The following is a 23,450-nucleotide window of genomic DNA, read 5'->3' on the forward strand; positions in this document are numbered from 1 at the left end:
TTAAAAAACAAACTACCCTTTCGCTGGTCTATAAAGTCTTGTAACCAATTGTAGATTTCACAGATACAATTTTAAAGGACACTGGCTCAATCAACATCTGATCTTCATCTTTTAACTGCTGAATAGCTTTAACAATATCCATTCCCTGAACGACTTTACCAAAGGCCGCAAAACCTTGTCCATCAGGATTACGTTTTCCGCCATAATCCAGTTCCGGTTGGTTGCCTAAACAAATGAAAAACTCAGTAGTTGCAGTTCCGGGTTCATAACGCGCCATAGACAAGGTACCATCTTCATGTAAAACTCCTGTTTCATTAGTGTTTTCATGTGCTACAGGCTCGAACATTGCATCTTCAGAATCTGTACCTCCTTGAATAACCTCTATCTTCACTTCACTTTGCAGTTGGTTATCTAAACGGACTGTTCTGTAAAAACGGGCATCTTTGTAAGCACCTTGTTCGACATATTTTAAAAAATTAGCACAAGTTTTTGGAGCCTTATCAACATATAGTTCTGCAATAATAGTTCCTAATTCTGTTTCGATTTCAATCATGGTGTGTTTTTCCTTTTTACAGGATAGTACTAAAAGAAGACATACCACTATGATATGAGGATATTTCATTGGTAGGGTTAGAAATTAAGTTTTAATCGGTTTGAAGACATTTCAATACCAGCAATAAAACTTGCAAAAGCTGTTAAAGTCATACATACACCTAAAGCTATAATAGCAATGCCTATCCATTTTAATACATTATTAAACTTTTCAGAATTTACAGATTCTACTTCGCTTTCCGGAATAGCTTTTCTGGTAATTAAGGTTAAAAAGGCTATAAAATGATCTTTAACTAAAAGCCCTATACATGCAATAACTGCTGATTTCGCGACTGCTGTTAGGAAGGTGAAAAATAAAACTGATTTCATTATTTTAGATTAGGGGTTAAAACGCCCGCAAACTACATAATTATTTTTAAACAGAGATTTATAATTATAGTAGGAGTCAATTACAAAAACACGCCTCCTGAGGCTTCAATACGCTGTCCGTTAATCCAGCCGGCATCATCGGTGCATAAAAAGGCTACAATACTACCAATATCTTCTGGCTCGCCCACACGACCTAAAGCGGTGACACTGGAAAGTAGTTTTCTTTTTTCTACGTTAGTTTTATTCTCTCCATTTCCGAAATCGGTAGCAATGGCTCCCGGCGCCACAACATTTGCTCTTATTTTTTTATAGGCAAGTTCTTTTGCCAGATAACGTGTAAACACATCTATAGCGCCTTTCATAGAAGCATAAGCCGACGATTTGGGCAAGGTAAATCGTGCCAATCCTGAAGATATATTCACAATACCACCTTTATCATTTAAAAAAGGTACCGCTTTTTGCGTTAAGAAATACACACCTTTTAAATGCACATTAACCATCTCATCAAACTGGGCTTCGGTGGTGTCTTCAAAAGGGACATAAAGTCCTGTTCCGGCATTATTAATTAGAAAATCGAAATTAGGATTACCATTTACCTCATTAAGATATTCGGCTACCTCTTTAAAAAAAGCATCAAATCCTGCTATAGAACTTGTATCTAACTGAAACGTTTTGGCCCTTTGCCCTAAACCTTCTACAATACCAACAACTTCTTGTGCGGCTGTTTCATTGCTATGGTAAGTGATAATAACATCCAACCCTTTTTTAGCCAGATTGATAGCCATATCTCTTCCTAAACCTCGACTTCCTCCTGTTACTAGTGCTATTTTTGTAGTCATAATTTATTTTCTCTTTTTTAGACGTTTACTTCCACTGCCTTTGCGTGTCATCAATATAACTTCCTCCTAACTCTAAAATCTCATTCTTAAATGCCTCTAAATCTTTAATCTTCTGTTTCGGAACAATTAATGCCAATTCGGTCGTTAGCTTGATTAAGAAATGTCTTGGTAACTCAATCAATTCTTTCAACTCGCTGGCATTCACTTTGGTTTCAGCTGTAAAATCTTTAGTCAGCAAATGGCCATCTTCTATTGTTAATTCAACGGCTTTGTCAATTCGATTTTGATAATGTTCCTTTATATGTTTTTGAAAATGCTTTTTATAACGCCATTTTGAGTATTTCGGATAAAATAAAAACCAAACCACACCAATGCCTGCGAACATTACACCTGCAAAAAGATTGCCGTCAATACCACCAATGTACCCTCCTAAAGCCAAATAAATAACCGGTATAATGATACGGGAACGAAAACGTCTGCTTTTATGCGATTTCGATTTTGAAGAAGCATACAACTGATACTCTAAAAAGTCTGCTTTACCTAATGTATAACTTAATTTCATGGAAATATAACTATAAAACGAAGATAGTAAACGTGATGTTATTGACTCTGCTCCATTTTAAAATACGGATTATAAATAATACCTATTATATTTCCATAAGGATCCTTTACTGTAGCCGTCATGAGTTCGCCTCCAACATTAAAAGGTGCTTCATGCTCTGTTGCTCCTAAATCGAGTAACCTATTGTAGGTTGCATGAATATCTTCAACTCCCCAATAGGATACAACGCTTTCAGATTTATCTAAAACCGGTTGTTCTTCGGGTTGAAGTCCTAATTCAAACCCACCTATATTAAATCCTACATAAAAAGGTTCATTAAAATACGGCTCAGTTTCAAAAGCTTTGCTATACCAATCGGTAGCCTGTTCAATATTACTAACCTTATAAATGGTTGTTCGAAGTCCTAACATGTTTATACTTTTTTATCTAAGATACTAAACATTCACCTTCAACAACCTACAGATTTAAACCAAATTACAAAACATCCTTTTTAAACAAAATGGATTCCGATTTATTTGTTACAACAATATTATAATTTCCTTTTGGCAACCCAAGGTGACAGCCTGCATCTTTATCCTCCACCTCTGTTATATCAATGGGAATAGCCTTTTGCAACTCCTCATTGCTATTAAATGCAAGTACCATAACAGGAAATTCTAGATTTATCTTATCCATGTTTATTTCAACATCTTTATTTCCCCTTTCGAAAACCCAGTTTGGTCTTTTATTTATATAAGTAGTAATTGGGTGAAACACCACTAAGTCCATCCAAGCTTTTCCCCTTTTGTAACCAAATGGTTTTGAATTCTTATCAAATAAAATTGAGTAGTTTTCAAAATTAAATGCCTGAGAAAAGATGTTACTATTTTCTCTTTTAGATTTTTCTGAATAAAACACCTGATCAATAGTAAAAGGATCTATCCCTGTCATTTGATCCAACCTACCTGCTAATGCTACACCTCCGAAAAACTTAATATTTCCTTCGAGAGCATGACCACTTCCACAATGAATTAAAAACTTCTCATCAGGATTTTCCTCAATAATTTTAGCCATATTATTAGCCTGGTCTATTTCTCTCACCTCCCCTCCAATATCTCCTTTAGTTTCATAGGCATGTATTTTAAAGCCAATTTTCAAAGCCTCGCGAATCATGTTGCTAAACTGTGGATTCCATAAATACGTTCCAAATTCATATTTTGAATACCTCAAAGCATTCAATAAAGTATCTGATCCATCATTATTTAAAGCTTCTAAACATAAATTTTTATACCCCTTGGCATACAAATCTTTTAACAATGTTTCTGTGAAAATTCTGTGCGTAGCATTATAATGCATTTCGTTTATCATTATAATTTTTTCATGATCAGCCTGACTTAAAATATAGTCTTTTGCGTCATTTACCTTGTAAAGATTACGAACAGAATCTAATTGCTTTTGTTTATGTTCTTTAGGCTGTGCATTGGTTGCTAAATCCCAATGTTCCAATGCCTTTTCATGATTAACAACATATGAATAATCGACTGAAGAATCTTGGTAATCTGGATTTAATGGCTCTAACCCTTGAACACTATTTTCAATATCTTCACTGAACTTATAGCGGTTTTCAAAAGTAATTTCCTTTATTTCCACCTCTTTGGTTTTACACGATAAAACTACAAAGGACAATAGGGCGACATAAATAGGTTTTTTCATAAAAATTATATATTAACTATAAAACTAGTTCCATTTAGGGTGTTTTTCAAACTCACGCTCCAAGGTTGCCTTTATGCTAAGTTCCTCTTCATCAAGAACATCTAATAACAAAGGCGCTTCCTCTAATTTATCGTTTTTAAGATCATAAAAGCTACTGTCCTGGTATAATTTATAATCCAGTGTTCTTATGAACTGATCTCTGTGCTTACTCACATTTTCACCCCATCTCGGATCGTAATGTACAAAAGCAGTCTTTCGAGGTGTATGCTCCTCGCCGGTTAAAACAGGGTAAAAACTTTGTCCGTCGCTATTAACTTTTGCCTGAACCATATCCCCTAGAGTTGGAAAAAAGTCGCTAAATTCTATTAAATCGTTAAACACTTTAGGGGTTCTTAATTTTGATGGCCAATAAGCGATTAAAGGCACATGCGTTCCCGCATCGATGGTGTTTCCTTTGGCGCCTTGAATAGTCTCATTATCCGCCATGTTAGATGTAATTGTGGGGTGTGTACCATTATCGCCTGTAAAAAGCACCAGGGTATTTTCTTCGAGATCTAAAGCCTTTAACTTATTCATTATTTTACCCACAATTTTATCGGTATAGGCTACCATATCTTTAAAGTAAGCCGTGTCATTCTTATAACGAATTTCTCGGTTTTCCCATTCTGGTGAGTCTGGAGTTGGCACAAAGGGATCGTGAACCAATACCATGGGGTAATACACGAAAAAGGGTTGGTCTTTTTTACGCTCAATAAAATCTAAAATATAATTAGAGAAAATATCTGGCCCGTAATCGTCTGGATTCCGGTCTAAAATTTTACCATTTTGCTCTATTAACGGGTCGCTGTAACGTCCGCCGTCTTTGCGCTCTTTGGTAAGTTGCCATAAACAATACTCTTTAAATCCAAATTTTTGTGGTCTGGTGTTGTCATTCCAATCATTAATTTCATCTTTATAAGACAAACCGTTTAATTGCCACTTCCCGGCGATACAAGTCTCATAACCAGCATCCTGCATAAGGTTTCCAAAAGTATATTCAGAATTTTTTAAGTGCCCGAAATAATCGTAATTACGGTAATTGTACATACCTGTCATGATTTTCACTCTTGAAGGCGTACATAAAGGTTGCGATACACAGTCTGAAAACAACACGCCATTTGATGCCAGAGCATCAATATTAGGGGTGTTATAAGATGTAGAGCCATAAGCACCGATGCATTCATAACCCATATCATCTACCATAATTAATATTACATTGGGTTTGCTTTCTTTTTTATCTGATTTACAAGAAGTCACAAACACGACAAGAAAAAGAATTAACAGGTTTATTACAGATTTCATAAAGGGTATTAAAAACATTTAAATTAAACGAAGGGTAAAAGGTAAAAAAAGTAAAAGACTTTTAAGTTACCTGCTATAGAATTTAATGGAGTTCTTTGTTTTTAATACATTTACTCGATCATCGAAATTTACATAATCTAGAGGCTGGCCTCGAGATTAAAAATTGATTTTTTTTATACCTCGTGTGCTTGCACCAAGGTCGTTTACCTGAATTAAAATGTAATAAAATGAATTCAGTAATATATTGATAGACACCAATGATGTAAAAAAAGTACAACTTTATGATAAAACAAGTTCGCTAATTCAAAGTATAGCTCTACCCGTAGTTCTAATAGGCGGGGTTATTGCGATTAGAGAATCTGTGGTAGACAATATAGGTATAGGTTATTAACTCAATTTATATGGTTTGTTTAAAAATTTAAAATGTTAGTATTTCTATCATACGAGCCCAATTCTTCCTTTATATTACTTTTACCGCTCTTGTAGCAATAAAGGCAGGGAAAAAATCATCCATTATACTTTCCCCATTCCAGTTGTCTTCGTACATGTCTGTTATATTAAAACCAGCATTTAGCTGACCACCAATTTGGTCTGTTAAACTATGTCCGAACACCAAAGCTTCGTTATTACTCATCAATTCTTCCAATTTATCTTTTGGTAATGAATGTAGATCTGAAAATGGTTGCTTATAAATTAGTTTCAAACTATCCTCGTCCAACTGAAAGGAAAGCGGATGCATTAAACCTGTCATTAAAATTCCATTTGGCTTTAAAACTCTATAACATGCGTTCCAAACAGGCAAAACATCATCAACAAACAGTACAGAGCACGGATTAAAAATTAAATCGAATGTACTGTCTGGAAATACCGAAAGGTCCCTCATATCACCTTGAACCGTTTTTATATTCAAATCATACTTATCACTTACTAACCGATCTTGTTGCAACTGTTTATCTGAATTATCAAAAATAGTAACATCTGCCCCTTGAGCCGCAAGAATTGGTCCCTGCTGTCCGCCCCCTGAGGCCAATCCCAAAATTTTTAAACCTTTCAAATCAGGAAACCAGTCGTGAGGTACAGGTTTTGCAGGCGTTAAAACAACATTCCAGTCACCTGCTTTTGCGTGTTCCATTTCCTCTTGAGATACAGGAACAGTCCAACGGTCGTTTTTATCAACGTAACTATCCCAGGCTTGTTTATTATGTTTTACAAAATCCATGTCTTTTCTTCTGGTTCGTGTGTTTTGAGATTACCTTTTGTAACTCTGGTTCTTAGCAAAAGTGAAGTGTGTTTTATTTATAAAATTCGTTCTCGTTAACTTTAAGCGTTGTTAATTCCACGGTATGACCATCTAAATCCTTGGTATATATTGAATCAAAATAATAGTTGTCTTGTATATTAAATTCAAGATGTAATTCGGTATATCTCTTTTTAGCCTTTTCAAAATTTTCATTGGTCACCCGAAACGCGAAATGATCAATTTTTACATTCTTTGATGTCGGCTCCAGTTTGGGGTGACTAACATTGGCAGGAAACAAGGCGATGCCCGATTTACCTGAAAGCAAAAAAATAGGATAATCTCCCCATTCAGGAAGTTGATAGCGTTTAAGTCCTAACACATGTTCATACCACTTTGCTGAGGCCTCTAAATCGGCAACCCGAATAGCTACGTGGTCTAAAAACTCAATATCTATGTTATGGTCATTATCTCCCATTACTCTAATTACAAACCAGTTTGAAAAATCATGTTTTAACCCGAAGATAGCAAATTTGCTAATATTTTCCGATGCGTCAAACCGGAAGCAATAAACTATTCATTCTGTTGCATCCCGTATTTATCTTCCGTGATATGCCATATTCGGCAATGGTTCATCGTTCTTTACATACTTATCAAACCATTTTAAAACCTGCTCGTTAACTTCATCTTTGTGTTCAGAAATTCCGTGGTCGCCACCTTCAAACATTATAAGTCTGTAAGGAATTCTATATTTTTCAAATTCCAAAGCAAGGTTTAGACTTTGTTCTGGTTTTACTCTCCAATCGGAATTTCCATGTAGCATTAATATGGGAACATCTTTAGGAAATTTATCAGCCCATTTTATTGCCGACCTTTTCTCCAATTCAGCATCCTTATTGTCTATATAATTTGGGATTAGCTCTGATAAAACACCTGTTTCCATTTCTGGTCTGTCTTTAATAGTACTAAAACTATTTGAAACTGCTCCACCAACTACTGCAGCCTTTATTTTATCCATTTTAGTTAATGCAATATATGTCATCATTCCGCCACGACTCCAGCCATACATTCCAATTCTATTGGTATCAGCTACTTCTATTTCTTTTAATACCTCGGGTAGAATCGTTATATCGTTAACATCTTTACCACCAAATTCCTCTTGTCCCTCGCTTCCTCCATTTCCTCTATATTGACTTGCAATTACAACATAACCTTCTTTTGCAATTTGCCCAAGTGTAATTGCACCGTGAGCCATTTTAAGTGAACCAAATTCTCTATTTCCGCCTCGGTTGTATATTACACAAGGATATTTTCCCTGTTTCTTTGGCTTAACCATAAGCCCGTTTATTTTTAAACCATCACTTAAATATGTAATTCTATATATTTCAATACTATCTAAATATTTGTAATTTCCTTTCCATTCAATTTGTCCATTTACATTTTCTGTTAACCTGTTATAAATAGGTGTTTCTGATAAATCAGATATTAATTCTTGACGAAGAAGACGTTTCGTTTCCTGAGCTTCACAGTTCGCCAATATGAATAAAAAAGCTAATATTGAGATGTATTTCATAAGTCTGTCGAATGTTCATTAAGGGACATTTCCCAAAAACCAAGCGGATATTACATTAAGCCTTTTCTTTTGGCTTATACATCACTATAATCTGAATTAAAACTGCTAAGAAAACCAGTATAAAAATCTCAATTTGTGTAAATAACTCAACGGTATCAACAGCGCGTTTGCTTATCGACATTTGTCTATTGCCTTCGGTAAGCTGAATTTTGGACAAGTCATTAAGGTTAGACTTTAAACTTTCAATGTGATTAACCATTTGAGAATTATCGCTATAATCGGAATTTAAAAACTCGTTTTCGGCCGTTATTAACAACTGAACATTACGTTTTAAATCTTGAAAAACTTTCGCCTCTTCCGATGTCAATTTAGTTTGCTCAAATCTAGAAATTAAAGATTGTAACTTATCATTAACCAGAGCATTTTCATTTTGAAAGAACGTAGAATCTGATAATGATACAGCTAATTCCTTTTGCTGAACCGACTTTAGCATTTCAAAAATTAAATCGTTAGCGATTAATCTGTCCTCATAAATTGTAACGACTGAATCACGTACTCTAATAAAATTGTTTTTATCAATTAAATTAGTGGCAATGATTAAAACAAAAATCATTAAAATTCCGAGTATCCACTTTAACTTGTTGTAGAATGCCATATTGGTCAATATTTAAAAGATTAAGTCTAATTGTAAAGATACACCTTGCACAGCACTGTATCCTATTGAAATTAAATAACTAATATAGCAAATTTGAGAGGACTTTCCGAAAGGGAAATCCGGAAGCAATGAACTATTGCCGGTGTTGTGAGCTGACTTTTTTGTTTTTAAAATTATAGTATTATTAATCGCAGTCAAAAAACCAATCTCTACCAAATCCATCAATTGCTTCTCCTCCATCAGCAGGATTAACTGAAATTGCAATGCATGCAGTTGTATTATTCTGTCTAATAGTTTTAAGTCTTTCAAATTCATTACAAGATATTTCAATCCTTCTACTTGAAGTATTGTCACAAGAATCCAATAGATTAACAAATTTGCAATCTTCACAACAATATCCAAATAATGCTCCACAACCGTTATCATCATCAGACTTGCAGTTTGTCAAAAAAGTAAAAGCTAAAAAGAAATATATTATTTTTTTCATAATTGATATAATTTACGTCAATTGAGTTTTAGAGTTTGCTCACAACGGATGTGCTATGGTTTCGTTACGCGGAATACACCATAAGGGCTCGTTTAACAATAGTGTAGTTGTCTACTAAATTACGCATTATATTTTTACGGTGTTGGATGTAGTTTTAATTATCTTTTTTCAGCATATTTAAATTTTTCGAATTTCTCTGGTAATTCATTTGTTACTGTCAATCGGTTAGATGTAATATTCGGTTTAATTTTAATAACTTTAGTTTTGTCGTCAATTTCAACATCGTGTTCACTTCTCATATTTACAAGGTCAATATGTAGGGCTTTAAATTGGTGTTTTCCCGTTTTGAGATTAATAATAACATATTCACTCGGTCTAATTTGTCCTAAAGCCTTGTCGTCAATCCAAATGTTTAATCTTGCTGTGTTATCAATTTTATGTAAAATGTCGGCCCCGTTATATATGAGTATAGTTCCGTTTCCTAAATTATCAAGTTGAACTTTTTCCAAGTCAGTTTTGATAAAAGTGTAATTAGAGGTAATCGGTTTTAAAGCACAAGATGTAAGCAATAAGACTATTGAGAATAGAATTATATTTTTAAGTTTCATTGAATTAAATTAGTTTGTTGTTCTATGATTTAAAAATTGTTGGGTCAAATCGCCCCCAACGGTTGGGTTATGGTTTTGTTACGTGAAAATCCGCAAGGATTTTCCGCCGTAAACCGAAGATAGCAAATTTGCGAAGACTTTCGGATAGGAAAGTCAGAAGCAATGAACTACGCATTATATTTTTACGGCTTAAGCATGCGTATTTACTAATGTCGATTATCTACATAGGTAAAAGGAATAGTCAAGTTTAATTCTTCTCCATGTCTATAATAATAGTCAAAATCCGGTAACATTTTTAATGTGTTAATTAATTTAGCTTCTAAGTTTTTATCATCAACACCCTTTATAAAAACAGAGTAATCGTTTTTTGATTTCCCAGTTTTGAATAGAATTGAAATCCGTTTGTTTTTCAATTTAGTTCTCGTTTCTTGGTCTAATTTATTATCAATAAAACTCACAATTTCTTTTGGGTCTTGAGAATAAATTGATTTATGATAATTACCAGTTTTAAAAACCTTATTTTCCATTTTTCCTTTTTTGAAAGTCAAATTCCATTCTGACTCATAAATAGGGAAACCAGGACTTTGGCTCATCCAAATATTTTTCCCTTTTGGAACAAAAAGATTTCCAGAATACCAGTCTGCTAAAACCAAATTATTTTCCATTTTATCAGGAAAGAGTTTGTTTAAATCAGCTTTTATATTGTCTCTTTTAAAGTTGAAACTATAAATATTTGATAAGTAGAGCTTGTCATTTATTATTTTCCATTCCGCAGTATAATTTTTCAAACAGCCCCAACACTCTGGTTTTACATTTTCGCTACCAAAAAGTTTGTTTTGGTCAAATTTAGACCAACAATATAGAGGGAAGGTTTGAATTTGAATTGTATCATTTTTCCATAATAACAAGTCAGGTTCAGCATAAGGTTGTCCAGCCTTTTGTTGATATTGACAAAAACCAATGTTTATTGACAAAAAGACTATATATAGGACTGTTCTTTTCATAATTATTACCAACGCCTCTCACAACCGTCTGTATTGATTTGTTTTACTTTATTTTTTCGGTTTAGCACTGGCGTTAGCATTGTTGTAGTGCATTTTTTATTGTTTCGTCAGAGTGTATTTATCGCCATTTGTCTTTGTCAAAATCAACGAATTTCCATCCAGACTATAATTCCATTCACCAGTTAAAATCAGACTCCAATCAAATTCAGCAGTCCAAGGACAGGCATTTTCAAAGGCAATTACATTTCCTGAGCTTGAATACGTGCCATTACACAAAGCTGGAAATTTTACAACTTCACTTTCACCACTCCAATTTCCATTATTAAAAGTTAATTCAACATTAGAATTATTATCGCCTCGTTCAAAAATTCCAACGTATTCTCCATTAATTTCAGCCTGCTGACTTTCATCATCGTTGTTACATGATAGAATGACAAACATGAGTCCGATTAAAATTAAATTTTTTGATTTCATACTTTATATTTATTAAGTAGATGCTTCTTTATATAAAACGTTGCGTCAAACACTACATAAAGGTTTGTATAACTGTCTGTATTGGTTTGGTTTACTCTGTTTTTCGGTTTAGCATTGGTGTTAGCAATTCCGAGTGGATTCTAGCCTGCCCTGAGCGTAGTCGAAGGGTAGTCGAATCCGCCGTAATTGCGGTTATATAGTGTTAGCTTTTAGTGCTTTTTTTAGTCTAATTTCAGTTTCTTGTTTCTTCCAATAAATAAGTACAATAACGAACCTACAAATGGAATCAAAATAACTACTAAAACCCAAATTATTTTGTCATTTTGAGCAAACTTATTTTTTAAAATGTCAATCAAGCAATAAATCCAAAGCCCAATTGATAATACAATTAAAGCTTGCCATATAAAAAGTCCAATTGAGAAATCATTAACTATTTTATCCATATTATATTTATTCATAGTATTCAATTTCTCTTCGGAATACAGTTGATAATTTTCCTCTCCATCCTATATGTTTTTTCTCAATCCAATTTCCCTTTTTATCATAAACATATTCATATCTGTTGATTGATGGTTCTTTACCAATGAAATTTCCAATTTTCATCGTGATAACATTTCCATTTTCGTCATATTCAAATTCATTATAGAAACTACTATTATATTTAGTCCAAACTATTATTTCTGTGAACTTATTTTTTTAAATTGTGTCTTTATAGGTTGTTATTCTTAAATCTTGTATATAATCTTTGTCTGCATAATCCTCATAGCGAGTCATTCGATTTTGTTTGTCGTATGTAAAGAGCTTTTTAGTGATGTGCGAACTATCTGAATTTGCGAGATTCAAATACTCCTTATTTCCTTCCTGTTTATAACTGTAATAAAGAATTTTATAAGTTTTGTCAAGTTGGTTAACATTGATGATAGAGTCTCCTTTATACTCATAATTCCATATCATCGTGTCTTTTGAATATTGAAATGATATTCGTTTTTCTTTTAAAATCCGATTATTATAATCGTATTTATACTTCCAAATAGCAACAGTTTTTAAAGAATCATTCTCTTTTCGTAATTCTGTTTTAATGTTTAAATTTCCATTATAATTAAATTCTAGTTTGTAATTATGAGGAGCAAGAAAATCATACAGTTCAAGCGTATAAGTAGAGTCATTTGAAAACCTTGGTTCATATTCTTTATGAATTACTTTTTTCACTTTTCCAGTAAGTCCGTGTTTTTCTAAATCAGTTGAGTTTAAGCGTTCTCGTATTTGAGAAAATCCAATGATTGGGATTAGAAATAATATGATTAAGTAGTTGTTTTTCATACGTTTGTCTACGTGTTTGTATAAAAATAGTGCGGTTTTGAGTCCGAGGATTTTCCGCAGGAAAATCAGAAATAGTAAACTCGAAACGAACTTTGGTTAAGCCTAAAATTGAGCAATTATTTTTATAAATCTTTGTTAACGATACTTATTTTATTCTTTTAAATTTTATTCCGTCAATTTCCAGAATATCTGAATCTACAATTTTGATTTTTTTGAATAATTCTTTTGATGAAATTGAATCTGGACTTGGTGGAGCTAGTACAATGTTGATTTCTTGACTTTTTGCCATATCAATTGCAAATTCAAGTTCAACATACCCAACCTCTGAAATTACAAAGTACTTTAATCCATTGCCCTTTTTATCTTTCAAAATCCAATTACCGTCAACATCGGCGTAATTTTTTTCAAAGTCGAAATCCATTAAATCCATTTCTTTCGGATAAATTTTTGCAGCAATACCTATGCCATTTAGGTCGGTAACTTTTAGTTTTACCGTAACAGAGTCTTTTGAAATTTCACTTAAGTTTTTAAAAGTTATACTGCTATTTTCAATTCCTTTTCCGCTATCAAAATTGAGTAATAATTTATCGTTGTTTAATATATACTTTCCTTTTCCATAAGTTGATATTCCTAAACAACCAGACACCATGAATTCGAAATTGTTGTTTTCGATAAAATTATAGCAAGCTACATTAGATTCGCCAATAGGAATTGTGCAAAATTCTCCAACAAGCTTTTCTTGAGCTATTAAAGAAAAACTAAAAAGTAATGTTATTATGATTATTGTTCTTTTCATAATTATTGCCAACATACAATCAAATATATATAAATACCTACAAAAAAGCACTTTTCTTTAAGAAAATACACATTCAATTGAAAACCTATTTTAGGGGTTTCCTTCGAGTCATGTTCGATATTCCTTCGGGAATCCTTCGGTAAAACCCTTATTTTACGGAGAAAACCCGAACTATTCCCGAAGGAAACCCGAATCAAACCCCTGTAAACGATTAATTACACATGTAAAATCCTACAAATAAACGCAAAAACTAAGATTTTACGCTCTTAAAAGCCATATGTCTTAACCATAACTATCTGGTTAACGGTTAACTACCCTTCTTTTTTGATTTGCTTAAAAGAGAGTATTTCAAAATATAAAGCACTCATAACAAAGCATTTCAATTAATAGTCCTCCATAACCAATTCTTAATCATAACCGCTCACAGTTCACACCTCACGATTACGCGATTTATGCTATCAAAGGCATAGCAAAGCCGTAGTTAAAGCGTAGCAAAGCCCACCTTAAAGTATGGCCGTGTTAAAAACACAGCATTTGACAAAACTGGATAAAAAACGCAAAATCAACTAAAATGCACGAAAACAACAATTATGCACAAATTCAACAAAAATGAACAAAACCAACAAAAATTACATTTTTACAGTGCTTTAACCGAAATAAATAAAAACCCTAACCTGCTTTGGTTTATAATAATGTATTATTTCATTTATATTTGTGTCTTATTGCAACGTATGAACCTAACCCATATTAAGAAACAGCTTTTTGCCTTCGAACAGATTCCTTCGCTTCTCTATCTTATCAAATGGTTATTCATTTGTTTGGTTCTGGGAGCGCTGGCCGGTAGTGTTTCAGCCTTTTTCCTCACCGCATTAGAGTGGGCTACCAATTACAGAGAATCGAATCTATGGATTATCTGGTTATTACCTTTGGGTGGATTCATTATCGGACTGTCTTATCACCTTTTTGGCAGCAGCGTGGTAAAAGGCAATAACCTCTTATTGGAAGAATTCCATACCCCAAAAAAAATTATCCCGTTTAAAATGGCGCCTTTGGTACTCTTCGGGACCATTGTTACCCACTTATTTGGTGGATCGGCCGGTCGCGAGGGAACCGCTGTACAGATTGGTGGCGCGATTGCAGACCAGTTCACTAAAATTTTAAAACTCTCTAAACGCGATAGAAAAATAATTTTAATCGCCGGTATTAGTGCCGGTTTTGCTTCGGTATTTGGTACACCTTTAGCAGGTGGTATTTTTGCTTTGGAAGTCCTTATTTTAGGGCGTTTACGCTTAGATGCCATCATACCCAGTTTTATGGCTGCCGTTTTTGCCGATTATTTTTGTCGTGTCTGGGGTGTACCCCACACGCATTATCATATAGATAGCGTTGCCGAAATGACACCTTTAAACCTTTTATGGGCCTTGTTAGCAGGAATTATATTTGGGCTGGTAGCCATGTTATTCTCCAAATCCACCCATTTCTGGGGAGACCTGTTTAAAAAATATATTAGCTATCCGCCGTTACGTCCGGTTATTGGTGGTATCGTATTAGCGATTGCCATTTACCTTATGGGAACTACAAAATATATTGGTTTAGGTATTCCAACCATTGTAGATGCCTTTAGTGTCGACTTAAACTCATATGATTTCCTGTTAAAAGTCCTGTTTACCTCGTTCACACTGGGCGCTGGCTTTAAAGGCGGAGAAGTAACCCCTTTATTTTATATAGGCGCTACGCTTGGTAATGCCTTAATATGGTTTATTCCATTGCCCATGGGCTTACTGGCCGGTATGGGATTTGTAGCCGTATTTGCCGGAGCGACCAACACCCCTATTGCGTGTACCATAATGGGTATAGAACTTTTCGGAATCGAATCTGGGGTATTTATTGCCTTAGCCTGTAGCACAGCATACCTGTTCTCCGGACATTCGGGAGTATATGCGTCACAAATTATAGGAAGCCCTAAAAACAACTATTACATACGTGAAAAAGGTTTACATCTATCAGATGTTGAAGACCGACGCGACCAGAATAAACCCAAATAACAATACAAAATCCAGATATCTATGAAATCCCTTGCTCTTTATTTTATTACCGCAATACTATGCGTGCATACAGTTAACCTTAATGCTTCAACTGTTGATGACTGGGGAGCTACCGGTCACCGTGTGGTTGGAGAAATTGCTCAGAAATACTTAAAAGGAAAAGCCAAACGAGAAGTAAAACGTCTGCTAAAACAACATTCTCTGGCTTTTGCTTCTACCTATGGGGATGAAATTAAATCTGATAAAGCCTACAACAAATACTACACCTGGCATTATGTAAATATGCCTTTCGACCAAAGCTATGAAACTTCAGAAAAAAATCCGGAAGGCGACTTAGTAACAGGAATTGAAGCCTGTAAAGCGGTGCTATTAGATAAAAATGCTACTGATGAAGATAAAGCCTTCCACCTAAAAATGCTTATTCACTTAATGGGAGATTTACACCAGCCTATGCATGTTGGTTTAGCTGAAGATAAAGGCGGAAATGATGTTAAATTACAATGGTTTTACAAAGATACCAACCTACACCGCGTTTGGGATTCTGATATGATTGAAGAATATAATATGGGCTATGATGAACTTGCCGATAATGCAGATGTATTATCTAAAAAACAAATAAAAGCCATTCAAGAAGGCTCTATTGTAGACTGGGTAAACGAAACGCATGACATCACCAAAGAGGTTTATGCTTCAGTAGAACCTAACGAAAACTTAAGATACCGCTACTCTTACAATCATTTTACAACCGTTAGAAGTCAGTTACAAATTGCTGGCATCCGCTTAGCCAAAGTCTTAAACGATATTTTTTAAACAAACTATACTTAACAGAACTTAATAGCCGTTTCTTGAATAAGAAACGGCTATTTATTTTATGTGAGCTATCAGATACGCAATACACTTCTTAAACCTCCTAAAAACACAAAAAGCCATCTCTAAAAACACTACCACCTTGTCATCCTGAACTTGTTTCAGGATCACATGATATCATGATTACCAGCACCCTAAGCATTTGATATTAGATGGGCAAACAGCGTTTACGATTTAATGAATACCCCTCTCTCCTCTTTGTCACCCTGAGCCCAGTCGAGGAACAAAAAGCACAAAACACAAAAAGCCATCTCTAAAAAACACAACCACCTTGTCATCCTGAACTTGTTTCAGGATCACATGATATCATTATTACCAGCACCCTAAGCATTTGATATTAGATGGGCAAACAGCGTTTACAATTTAATGAATACCCCTCTCTCCTCTTTGTCACCCTGAGCACAGTCGAGGAACAAAAAGCACAAAACACAAAAAGCCATCTCTAAAAAACACAACCATCTTGTCATCCTGAACTTGTTTCAGGATTACATGATATTATTATTACCAGTACCCTAAGCATTTGATATTAGATGGGCAAACAGCGTTTACAATTTAATGAATACCCCTCTCGCCGCTTTGTCACCCTGAGCGCAGTAGAGGAACAAAAAGCACAAAACACAAAAAGCCATCTCTAAAAAAACACAACCACCTTGTCATCCTGAACTTGTTTCAGGATCACATGATATCATTATTACAAGCACCCTAAGCATTTGATATTAGATGAGCAAACAGCGTTTACAATTTAATGAATAACCCTCTCTCCTCTTTGTCACCCTGAGCCCAGTCGAGGAACAAAAAGCACAAAACACAAAAAGCCATCTTGGACTAACCCAACAAGATGACTTTTTATTCCGCAACACCAGAAACAACTTTAATCTACATTATTCTCAAATTTATTAACCAATGATGGTGTTGCTTTATTTGTCATTTTTCGTATTACATTATGCATCCATATTAAACATACCGAAGACAAGACTAACATTAATATCCAACAACTCGACCAAAGCCCTGTACCTTCTAAAAGATAACCAAACAGTATTGGACAAAAGAATCCGCCTAAACCGCCAAGCACGCCAACCATACCGCCTACAACGCCAACTTCCTCAGGAAAATAATCTGGAATGTGTTTATACACAGCAGCTTTGCCTATACCCCAAACCGATCCTATTATAATAGCTACTATTGCGAAAATCCAAACGTTAGCCTGAAAGTAAATATGGGTTTTTCCTTCAGCTAACAATTCTTTTTTATTCACCTGATCACCTGCTTTTACTCGCACCTGTTGCCACGATTCCTTTACAGGAAACACATGAAAGGCTTCATTCTCCTCTGCTAACCCATTGCTACGTTGACGCACAGGATAAGTCTTATCATTTACCTTTATATACGTATCTGTAACTTCAGTAACTTCACCCGATGCCTTTGCCATAATACCTTTTCCTGCAGCATATATATCCATTCTGGGTATAATTAATGCCGAACTTAACACCACCGATGTACCTAACACCCAATACATGACCTTCCTTGCTCCAAACTTATCCGATAGCCACCCACCAAAGGCTCTAATCACACCTGAGGGCAAACTAAAACATGAGGCCAGCAATCCGGCTGTAGCCAAATCTAAAGCATATACGTTTGTATAATATGGTACGAGCCACCCAGCAAAAGCTACGAAACAACCAAAGACTAAAAAGTAATACAACCCGAATCGCCATACACGAACACTTTTTAATGGCTGTAACATGCCTGATAAACTCTTAGTACTGGATGCCGGCTTCTTATTGGTTGTTGATAAATAGAAAATAATAGCCATGAGCACCAAACACCCTGCATACAGTTTTGGCATCATACGCCATCCATCCAGATTGGTTTTGTCGTCGGTTAAATAATTCAATAGTTTAGGTCCTATAAGTGTTGTTATGGCAGCTCCTGCGTTACCTGCTCCAAAAATCCCCAAAGCAATACCTTGTTTTTCTTTTGGGTACCAGATAGAGGAAAACGCTATTCCTACAGCAAAACTAGCTCCTGTAATTCCAAATCCAAGACTACATAAGGCAAACGACCAAAACCCATTGGCATAAGACAGAAGATACATTGGTATGGCGCAAATAATAAGTAAGCCGGCAAACACAGGCTTGCCACCTAACTTATCTGTTAAAATTCCTGCCGGTAAACGAAAAATAGCCCCTGTTAACACCGGAATACCTATTAACCATCCTATTTCTACAGCGCTCCAATCAAACACCTGATTATCTGCGAGAAACGTTACTAGAATACCATTCAATAGCCACGCTGCAAAACAAAATGTAAATGCCAGAGTATTAATAAACAACGTTTTATTTGCGCCTTGTGTCACTTTCATACCAATGTATTTTAAAACCTAAAACAGAAATACGTAATTATTACGTTACGGAAGCAAATATATAAGTATATTTACTTAGAAACAAAGATAAATTAAATATTTTTTAAGTATAAAATTAGAAAGACCTGCGAAAACGCAGTAAAAACAATAGATTTAGCCCATAAAAAACCAACAGAATACGTAATTAATACGTAGAAAAACAAATAACAGCATCTAAAACAAAATACCTCAGCTTGAAATATTAGCTAAAGATTCAGATTTAATACGCTTACGATGCCTTCTGGCAAACAGGGTTTGCAAAACAATAGATAAAAGTATCAGGCTTAAACCAAACCAGAAAGAGAGCGTAAAATCGGCTGCTTCATTAAACAGAATCGCGGAAAGAATTATCGTGTAAATAGGCTCTAAATTAAAACTCAGGTTAACCGTAAACGAGCTGATGTGACGTAAGGCATTATTAAGCAATAAACACAGGAGTACCGTACAGAACAACGACAAGATTAGTAAATAACCTAAATCTGACGTGTTTGGTAATTGAAATACAAAATCTGTAAACTGTGAAAACAGAAGCATAATGATCCCCAGCCCTATTACCCCTCCAACCATTTGAAAAGTAGTGACTTTTATGGTATCGTGCCTGTGAATGAAACGCTCATTGAAAATTGTAAACAACGAAATAAACACCGAAGAAATAACCCCAAGTGCAATGCCCAAGCGGTAGGAACTATCGAAACCAAATATTAACGCAATACCTACTAAACTCAAAGCACTCAAAGCCAGATTCCGAATAGACAAACGTTTTTTGTTCAACAAAGGCTCTAACAACGCTGTGAAAAAACTGGTCAGACAGAAACACAAAATCCCCAAGGACACTGTAGAGGCTTTTATGCTACCGAAAAAGAATACCCAGTGTAAGGCTAGCAACACACCATTAGCCAACATCAGACCGTTTGTTTTACTCCAGAATGACACCGTGGATTTATGGCGTTGGATATACTTTAAAAGCACCAACAACACTACAGAAGAAAATAAAACCCTATAAAACACCAGTAACATTTCATTTAGTGTTACTAACTTACCAAACAACCCGGTAAATCCTGCTAATACAATAGCTATATGCAATTCTAAATACGACCTGTTCATATATACATAAATAGTAAGGCTAATTTACTAATTAATACCAATAAAAAATCCCTTTCCAAATAAATGGAAAGGGATAAGCAAAGAACGTTCGGATTACAGAAAAGTAACCAACCAAATTTTAACCCTAACTTAAAGTTATTCCCGTATTCTTACTTGACTCTCTACTATATCTTTTATTGGTATAACCAATTTCCCTGTTAATGTTTTTAGCGTGATTGAGGTATTATCTATACGCTCTATCTCACCTTTTATATCGTTGAATTCTATTACCTGCCCTACTTCATAGGTTTTTCTGGCATAAAAAGCCCTTAGTAAATCGTTTACTACACGTTGCGCCCCCAAACCAAAAGCAATAGCAAATGCCAGTAAAAACGCTCCTAATATTAATGTAATATTACTTGTTACAATCTCGGTATCTACACCAGCTTGATTTAAAGCGGTAATAGATATAAAAACCAATAACACTAAAAACACAACCTGACTGATGAACTTCGCCCCCGACAGATCCATAGAATCAAAAAAGGATTGAATTCCCTTTTTTATGAAATTAGCCAGTAAAAGCCCAATGGTAAAAATGATTAATGCAGAAAATAACTGCGGAATGTATCGTAAAAAGTTTCTAATCTCTTCGGAAACAATGGTAAGATTTAAAATATCGGTTATGACGATAACGATAATTAAATACATCACCCATTTGACGAATTTGGTAATGATATTAATAACATCGAAATTGAGGCTACTGTTTCCAAGAAATTGTATTTCGTTTAGTTTATCGTCTAATTTATCAGCTTTAGCAAACTTTAGTCCTCGTCTAACTACAAATACGATTAATTTTATACTTAACCATCCTATAATTAAAACCGCAAGAGCACCAAGTAAATTAGGCACCACCTTGGCTACTTCGTTTGTCATAGTCGATAATGAATGCATCACATTATCATTCCATTCCATTAGTTTATCCATGTTTATTTTTAGCGTTAGGTTTTTTAGGTGTTATGTTTGTTACATTATTTTTTACGTTGTTTTACGGTATGCTCTATAACCTTCGCTATATCGAAAGAGAACAAACTCGCCATTTCCATAAGTAGTTTAGCTACGGCAATATCATTCATCACCTTAGATTTGAGTTCTGGGGGGACTTCCTTTAGGGGCTTGTTAATATATTGAAACGGATTATCCATTATCAAAGGTTATTATATACTGTTAAAAGCTTTTCCTTGGCACGTTTAATTCTCATTTTAACCGCACTTTCACCAATTCCTAATACACTCTCAATTTCTTTTATGGTTAAAAAATCTTGATATTTTAGGAGTAAAATCATTTTCTCATCAGGAGAAATTAAGTTCAATGCATCTTTTAGTTTATCTACTTTTAACTGACTAAAGTCTTCATCGTAGTGATCATCGGTAATATTTTCAATATCGTAATGATCTACTGCCTGCTTCTCTATTTTTTTAGCCGTATTTCTCGTTACATAATTTACACAATGGTTATAGGTAAAAGCATATAACCAGGTCGAAAATTTTGCGGTTCCTTTAAAACTAGACAACTTTACAAAAAGCTTTAAGAATACATCCTGGGTTAAATCCTTTGCTTCATCTTCATCTTTTGAAAAACTTAAACATTTATTATAAACTAGCATCGCATATCTATCATAGAGCACTTCAAATAATAGGGTGTCATTGGTTTTAACAATGGCGCTAACAAGATCCTCATCAGATAAACCGGTACTAATATTGGTGATTTTCAAGGTATGCTTGCTGCTATTTTATTACTTTCTTTTTTATTGAGACACAACCCAAACAGATAAGTCACATTTTTTTAAAAAAAGTACAAAAAAAAAGCAACCTCAATAAAAGTCGCTTTCTTTTTCACCTATCTGTTGACATATATCAATTTACCACACCTTGTTCTTACACAAACTGTGAGAAACTATTTATTTAATTTTAAGAGGCTGTAAACTGTCTTTAAAACAAAAAACCCTTTCACTAAAACGTAAAAGGGTTTAATCTATATTGATAACTATACAATTACATATGTAAGGCTCTATCTTCAGTCGCCGCTAAAGCCGCTTCTTTAATAGCCTCTGTAAATGTAGGGTGTGCATGAGACATACGAGATACATCTTCAGCCGATGCTCTGAACTCCATAGCAACTACGGCCTCCGCAATCATATCAGCTGCACGAGCGCCTACCATGTGTACCCCAAGAATTTCATCGGTTTCTTTATCGGCTAATACTTTAACAAATCCGTCGATATCCATACTTGCTCTGGCACGACCTAAAGCACGCATAGGGAACGAACCTGCTTTGTACGCTACACCTGCCTCTTTTAATTGCTCTTCTGTTTTACCAACAGCAGCAACTTCCGGCCATGTGTAAACTACACCAGGAATTAAGTTGTAATCGATATGTGGTTTTTGTCCTGCTAATGTTTCAGCAACAAATACACCTTCTTCTTCAGCTTTGTGCGCTAACATCGCCCCTTTAACAACATCTCCAATTGCGTAGATGTTTGAAGCGCTGGTTTGTAAGTGATCGTTAACTTCTATCTGTCCGCGGTCTGTTAATTTTACGCCTGCAGCTTCAGCGTTTAATCCATCTGTATATGGACGACGTCCAACAGATACTAAACAGTAATCACCTTTAAATTCAACTTCTTCTCCTTTTTTATTATCTGCTTTTACGATAACCTCATCGCCAACACGCTCTACAGATTTTACTTTATGAGAGGTATTGATTTTGAATTTTTGTTTCTTTAAAACTTTGTTCAGTTCTTTCGATAAACCACCATCCATAGTTGGGATGATACGATCCATAAACTCAACCACAGATACCTCAGCACCTAAACGCTTGTATACCTGACCTAATTCTAAACCAATAACACCACCACCAATAACGATTAAGTGTTTTGGAATTTCTTTAAGTTTTAAAGCCTCGGTAGAGGTAATGATACGCTCTTTATCGATATTGATAAATGGTAAGCTTGACGGCTTACTTCCCGTAGCGATGATACTGTTTTTCGCCTCGATTTCAGTAGGCTCTTCGCCAGCAATAGTGATATGCGTAGCATCTTTAAAACTTCCTAAACCATGGTACACATCGATATTATTTTTCTTCATTAAGAAATCAATACCTCCTGTAGTTTGATCAACAACTGCTTGCTTACGCGCAATCATTTTCTCTAAATTCACCTTGACATCTCCAGGGATTTCAATACCGTGCTCTTCAAAATGCTTAATCGCATCTTCGTAGTGATGAGACGAATCTAATAATGCTTTACTTGGAATACAACCTACATTTAAACAAGTTCCGCCTAATGTACTATACTTTTCTATAAGGGCAGTTTTCATGCCTAATTGTGCGCAACGGATAGCTGCAACATATCCTCCAGGACCCGAGCCGATAACGGCTACATCGTATGAATTCATAAAATTATTTTGATAATCGTTTATTTAAAAGTCGAGAAACAAAAGTACAAATGTTTTATGGGAAGACAATAAAAAACAATCCTTTATAAGGTG

At 34.8% G+C, this 23,450-nt stretch carries 26 protein-coding genes; 2 read left to right on the forward strand and 24 right to left on the reverse strand.

Annotated features, from left to right (window positions below; translation table 11 throughout):
* Positions 1-28: 28 nt before the first annotated feature.
* The 18 genes from RBH94_RS15415 to RBH94_RS15500 all read right to left on the reverse strand — a co-directional run bounded on the left by RBH94_RS15415 (position 29) and on the right by RBH94_RS15500 (position 13,509).
* Positions 29-622, reverse strand: a complete 594-nt coding sequence (locus RBH94_RS15415) for a peptidylprolyl isomerase (RefSeq protein WP_307881706.1) — start codon at positions 620-622, stop codon at positions 29-31.
* A gap of 8 nt (positions 623-630) precedes the next feature.
* The gene (locus RBH94_RS15420) at positions 631-921 is read right to left on the reverse strand and encodes a hypothetical protein (protein WP_307881707.1); all 291 of its coding nucleotides are present in this window, start codon (positions 919-921) and stop codon (positions 631-633) included.
* Positions 922-1,001: 80 nt separating this feature from the next.
* Entirely contained in the window at positions 1,002-1,760 is a 759-nt protein-coding gene (locus tag RBH94_RS15425; protein ID WP_307881708.1) for an SDR family oxidoreductase, read from the reverse strand.
* A 25-nt stretch (positions 1,761-1,785) separates the two neighbouring features.
* A complete protein-coding gene (locus tag RBH94_RS15430; RefSeq protein ID WP_307881709.1) occupies positions 1,786-2,322 on the reverse strand; it encodes a YcxB family protein in 537 nt (178 codons plus the stop codon).
* Positions 2,323-2,360: 38 nt separating this feature from the next.
* Positions 2,361-2,732 (reverse strand): VOC family protein, encoded by a 372-nt coding sequence (locus RBH94_RS15435; RefSeq protein WP_307881710.1) that lies wholly within the window; start codon positions 2,730-2,732, stop codon positions 2,361-2,363.
* A 64-nt stretch (positions 2,733-2,796) separates the two neighbouring features.
* A complete protein-coding gene (locus RBH94_RS15440) occupies positions 2,797-4,014 on the reverse strand; it encodes a hypothetical protein (RefSeq protein WP_307881711.1) in 1,218 nt (405 codons plus the stop codon).
* Between the two features lie 24 nt (positions 4,015-4,038).
* Positions 4,039-5,355 carry a sulfatase-like hydrolase/transferase gene (locus tag RBH94_RS15445; RefSeq protein ID WP_307881712.1) on the reverse strand — a complete coding sequence of 439 codons (1,317 nt, stop codon included), beginning with the start codon at positions 5,353-5,355 and terminating at the stop codon, positions 4,039-4,041.
* 460 nt (positions 5,356-5,815) lie between these two features.
* Positions 5,816-6,574 carry a class I SAM-dependent methyltransferase gene (locus RBH94_RS15450; protein WP_307881713.1) on the reverse strand — a complete coding sequence of 253 codons (759 nt, stop codon included), beginning with the start codon at positions 6,572-6,574 and terminating at the stop codon, positions 5,816-5,818.
* Between the two features lie 73 nt (positions 6,575-6,647).
* The gene (locus tag RBH94_RS15455) at positions 6,648-7,070 is read right to left on the reverse strand and encodes a VOC family protein (RefSeq protein WP_307881714.1); all 423 of its coding nucleotides are present in this window, start codon (positions 7,068-7,070) and stop codon (positions 6,648-6,650) included.
* Between the two features lie 120 nt (positions 7,071-7,190).
* Positions 7,191-8,165: a S9 family peptidase gene (locus tag RBH94_RS15460; protein ID WP_307881715.1), complete on the reverse strand. Its 975-nt coding sequence runs from the start codon at positions 8,163-8,165 to the stop codon at positions 7,191-7,193.
* Positions 8,166-8,220: 55 nt separating this feature from the next.
* Complete coding sequence (locus tag RBH94_RS15465; RefSeq protein ID WP_307881716.1) at positions 8,221-8,820, reverse strand: MCP four helix bundle domain-containing protein; 600 nt, start codon at positions 8,818-8,820, stop codon at positions 8,221-8,223.
* Positions 8,821-9,004: 184 nt separating this feature from the next.
* Positions 9,005-9,307: a hypothetical protein gene (locus tag RBH94_RS15470; RefSeq protein ID WP_307881717.1), complete on the reverse strand. Its 303-nt coding sequence runs from the start codon at positions 9,305-9,307 to the stop codon at positions 9,005-9,007.
* A 158-nt stretch (positions 9,308-9,465) separates the two neighbouring features.
* The gene (locus RBH94_RS15475; protein ID WP_307881718.1) at positions 9,466-9,816 is read right to left on the reverse strand and encodes a hypothetical protein; all 351 of its coding nucleotides are present in this window, start codon (positions 9,814-9,816) and stop codon (positions 9,466-9,468) included.
* Positions 9,817-10,121: 305 nt separating this feature from the next.
* Positions 10,122-10,919, reverse strand: a complete 798-nt coding sequence (locus RBH94_RS15480) for a hypothetical protein (RefSeq protein WP_307881719.1) — start codon at positions 10,917-10,919, stop codon at positions 10,122-10,124.
* Positions 10,920-11,015: 96 nt separating this feature from the next.
* Positions 11,016-11,393 carry a hypothetical protein gene (locus RBH94_RS15485; RefSeq protein WP_307881720.1) on the reverse strand — a complete coding sequence of 126 codons (378 nt, stop codon included), beginning with the start codon at positions 11,391-11,393 and terminating at the stop codon, positions 11,016-11,018.
* Positions 11,394-11,614: 221 nt separating this feature from the next.
* A complete protein-coding gene (locus RBH94_RS15490) occupies positions 11,615-11,851 on the reverse strand; it encodes a PLD nuclease N-terminal domain-containing protein (RefSeq protein ID WP_307881721.1) in 237 nt (78 codons plus the stop codon).
* Between the two features lie 238 nt (positions 11,852-12,089).
* A complete protein-coding gene (locus RBH94_RS15495) occupies positions 12,090-12,713 on the reverse strand; it encodes a hypothetical protein (RefSeq protein WP_307881722.1) in 624 nt (207 codons plus the stop codon).
* Positions 12,714-12,858: 145 nt separating this feature from the next.
* Complete coding sequence (locus tag RBH94_RS15500) at positions 12,859-13,509, reverse strand: hypothetical protein (RefSeq protein WP_307881723.1); 651 nt, start codon at positions 13,507-13,509, stop codon at positions 12,859-12,861.
* 731 nt (positions 13,510-14,240) lie between these two features.
* Between RBH94_RS15500 and RBH94_RS15505 the strand changes: the two genes are divergently transcribed.
* Together RBH94_RS15505 and RBH94_RS15510 are read left to right on the forward strand one after the other, a co-directional pair.
* Positions 14,241-15,554, forward strand: a complete 1,314-nt coding sequence (locus tag RBH94_RS15505) for a voltage-gated chloride channel family protein (RefSeq protein WP_307883175.1) — start codon at positions 14,241-14,243, stop codon at positions 15,552-15,554.
* A 21-nt stretch (positions 15,555-15,575) separates the two neighbouring features.
* Positions 15,576-16,364 carry a S1/P1 nuclease gene (locus RBH94_RS15510; RefSeq protein ID WP_307881724.1) on the forward strand — a complete coding sequence of 263 codons (789 nt, stop codon included), beginning with the start codon at positions 15,576-15,578 and terminating at the stop codon, positions 16,362-16,364.
* A 928-nt stretch (positions 16,365-17,292) separates the two neighbouring features.
* Here RBH94_RS15510 and RBH94_RS15515 read toward each other — a convergent pair.
* From RBH94_RS15515 to lpdA, 6 genes are all read right to left on the reverse strand, one after another.
* Entirely contained in the window at positions 17,293-18,783 is a 1,491-nt protein-coding gene (locus RBH94_RS15515; RefSeq protein ID WP_307881725.1) for a nitrate/nitrite transporter, read from the reverse strand.
* Between the two features lie 228 nt (positions 18,784-19,011).
* A complete protein-coding gene (locus RBH94_RS15520) occupies positions 19,012-19,926 on the reverse strand; it encodes a DMT family transporter (protein WP_307881726.1) in 915 nt (304 codons plus the stop codon).
* Between the two features lie 135 nt (positions 19,927-20,061).
* Entirely contained in the window at positions 20,062-20,889 is an 828-nt protein-coding gene (locus tag RBH94_RS15525) for a mechanosensitive ion channel domain-containing protein (RefSeq protein ID WP_307881727.1), read from the reverse strand.
* A 44-nt stretch (positions 20,890-20,933) separates the two neighbouring features.
* On the reverse strand, positions 20,934-21,107 hold the full coding sequence (locus tag RBH94_RS15530) for a hypothetical protein (protein ID WP_188222332.1): 174 nt from the start codon (positions 21,105-21,107) through the stop codon (positions 20,934-20,936).
* Between the two features lie 2 nt (positions 21,108-21,109).
* Positions 21,110-21,676 carry an RNA polymerase sigma factor gene (locus RBH94_RS15535; RefSeq protein WP_194420794.1) on the reverse strand — a complete coding sequence of 189 codons (567 nt, stop codon included), beginning with the start codon at positions 21,674-21,676 and terminating at the stop codon, positions 21,110-21,112.
* Positions 21,677-21,956: 280 nt separating this feature from the next.
* Positions 21,957-23,357: a dihydrolipoyl dehydrogenase gene (lpdA, locus tag RBH94_RS15540; RefSeq protein WP_307881728.1), complete on the reverse strand. Its 1,401-nt coding sequence runs from the start codon at positions 23,355-23,357 to the stop codon at positions 21,957-21,959.
* Between the last annotated feature and the right edge of the window lie 93 nt (positions 23,358-23,450).

Origin of the sequence: Aestuariibaculum sp. YM273, from assembly GCF_030908365.1 — a bacterium.
Lineage (GTDB): Bacteria > Bacteroidota > Bacteroidia > Flavobacteriales > Flavobacteriaceae > Aestuariibaculum > Aestuariibaculum marinum.

Coding starts and splice junctions, on each gene's coding strand:
- RBH94_RS15420 (WP_307881707.1), bottom strand. CDS start 921: ATGAAATCAGTTTTATTTTTCACCTTCCTAACAGCAGTCGCGAAATCA.
- RBH94_RS15490 (WP_307881721.1), bottom strand. CDS start 11,851: ATGAATAAATATAATATGGATAAAATAGTTAATGATTTCTCAATTGGA.
- RBH94_RS15495 (WP_307881722.1), bottom strand. CDS start 12,713: ATGAAAAACAACTACTTAATCATATTATTTCTAATCCCAATCATTGGA.
- RBH94_RS15415 (WP_307881706.1), bottom strand. CDS start 622: ATGAAATATCCTCATATCATAGTGGTATGTCTTCTTTTAGTACTATCC.
- RBH94_RS15530 (WP_188222332.1), bottom strand. CDS start 21,107: ATGGATAATCCGTTTCAATATATTAACAAGCCCCTAAAGGAAGTCCCC.
- RBH94_RS15455 (WP_307881714.1), bottom strand. CDS start 7,070: ATGGGAGATAATGACCATAACATAGATATTGAGTTTTTAGACCACGTA.
- RBH94_RS15520 (WP_307881726.1), bottom strand. CDS start 19,926: ATGAACAGGTCGTATTTAGAATTGCATATAGCTATTGTATTAGCAGGA.
- RBH94_RS15465 (WP_307881716.1), bottom strand. CDS start 8,820: ATGGCATTCTACAACAAGTTAAAGTGGATACTCGGAATTTTAATGATT.
- RBH94_RS15430 (WP_307881709.1), bottom strand. CDS start 2,322: ATGAAATTAAGTTATACATTAGGTAAAGCAGACTTTTTAGAGTATCAG.
- RBH94_RS15450 (WP_307881713.1), bottom strand. CDS start 6,574: ATGGATTTTGTAAAACATAATAAACAAGCCTGGGATAGTTACGTTGAT.
- RBH94_RS15525 (WP_307881727.1), bottom strand. CDS start 20,889: ATGGATAAACTAATGGAATGGAATGATAATGTGATGCATTCATTATCG.
- RBH94_RS15505 (WP_307883175.1), top strand. CDS start 14,241: ATGAACCTAACCCATATTAAGAAACAGCTTTTTGCCTTCGAACAGATT.
- RBH94_RS15445 (WP_307881712.1), bottom strand. CDS start 5,355: ATGAAATCTGTAATAAACCTGTTAATTCTTTTTCTTGTCGTGTTTGTG.
- RBH94_RS15425 (WP_307881708.1), bottom strand. CDS start 1,760: ATGACTACAAAAATAGCACTAGTAACAGGAGGAAGTCGAGGTTTAGGA.
- RBH94_RS15460 (WP_307881715.1), bottom strand. CDS start 8,165: ATGAAATACATCTCAATATTAGCTTTTTTATTCATATTGGCGAACTGT.
- RBH94_RS15435 (WP_307881710.1), bottom strand. CDS start 2,732: ATGTTAGGACTTCGAACAACCATTTATAAGGTTAGTAATATTGAACAG.
- RBH94_RS15500 (WP_307881723.1), bottom strand. CDS start 13,509: ATGAAAAGAACAATAATCATAATAACATTACTTTTTAGTTTTTCTTTA.
- RBH94_RS15510 (WP_307881724.1), top strand. CDS start 15,576: ATGAAATCCCTTGCTCTTTATTTTATTACCGCAATACTATGCGTGCAT.
- RBH94_RS15480 (WP_307881719.1), bottom strand. CDS start 10,919: ATGAAAAGAACAGTCCTATATATAGTCTTTTTGTCAATAAACATTGGT.
- RBH94_RS15515 (WP_307881725.1), bottom strand. CDS start 18,783: ATGAAAGTGACACAAGGCGCAAATAAAACGTTGTTTATTAATACTCTG.
- RBH94_RS15470 (WP_307881717.1), bottom strand. CDS start 9,307: ATGAAAAAAATAATATATTTCTTTTTAGCTTTTACTTTTTTGACAAAC.
- lpdA (WP_307881728.1), bottom strand. CDS start 23,357: ATGAATTCATACGATGTAGCCGTTATCGGCTCGGGTCCTGGAGGATAT.
- RBH94_RS15440 (WP_307881711.1), bottom strand. CDS start 4,014: ATGAAAAAACCTATTTATGTCGCCCTATTGTCCTTTGTAGTTTTATCG.
- RBH94_RS15485 (WP_307881720.1), bottom strand. CDS start 11,393: ATGAAATCAAAAAATTTAATTTTAATCGGACTCATGTTTGTCATTCTA.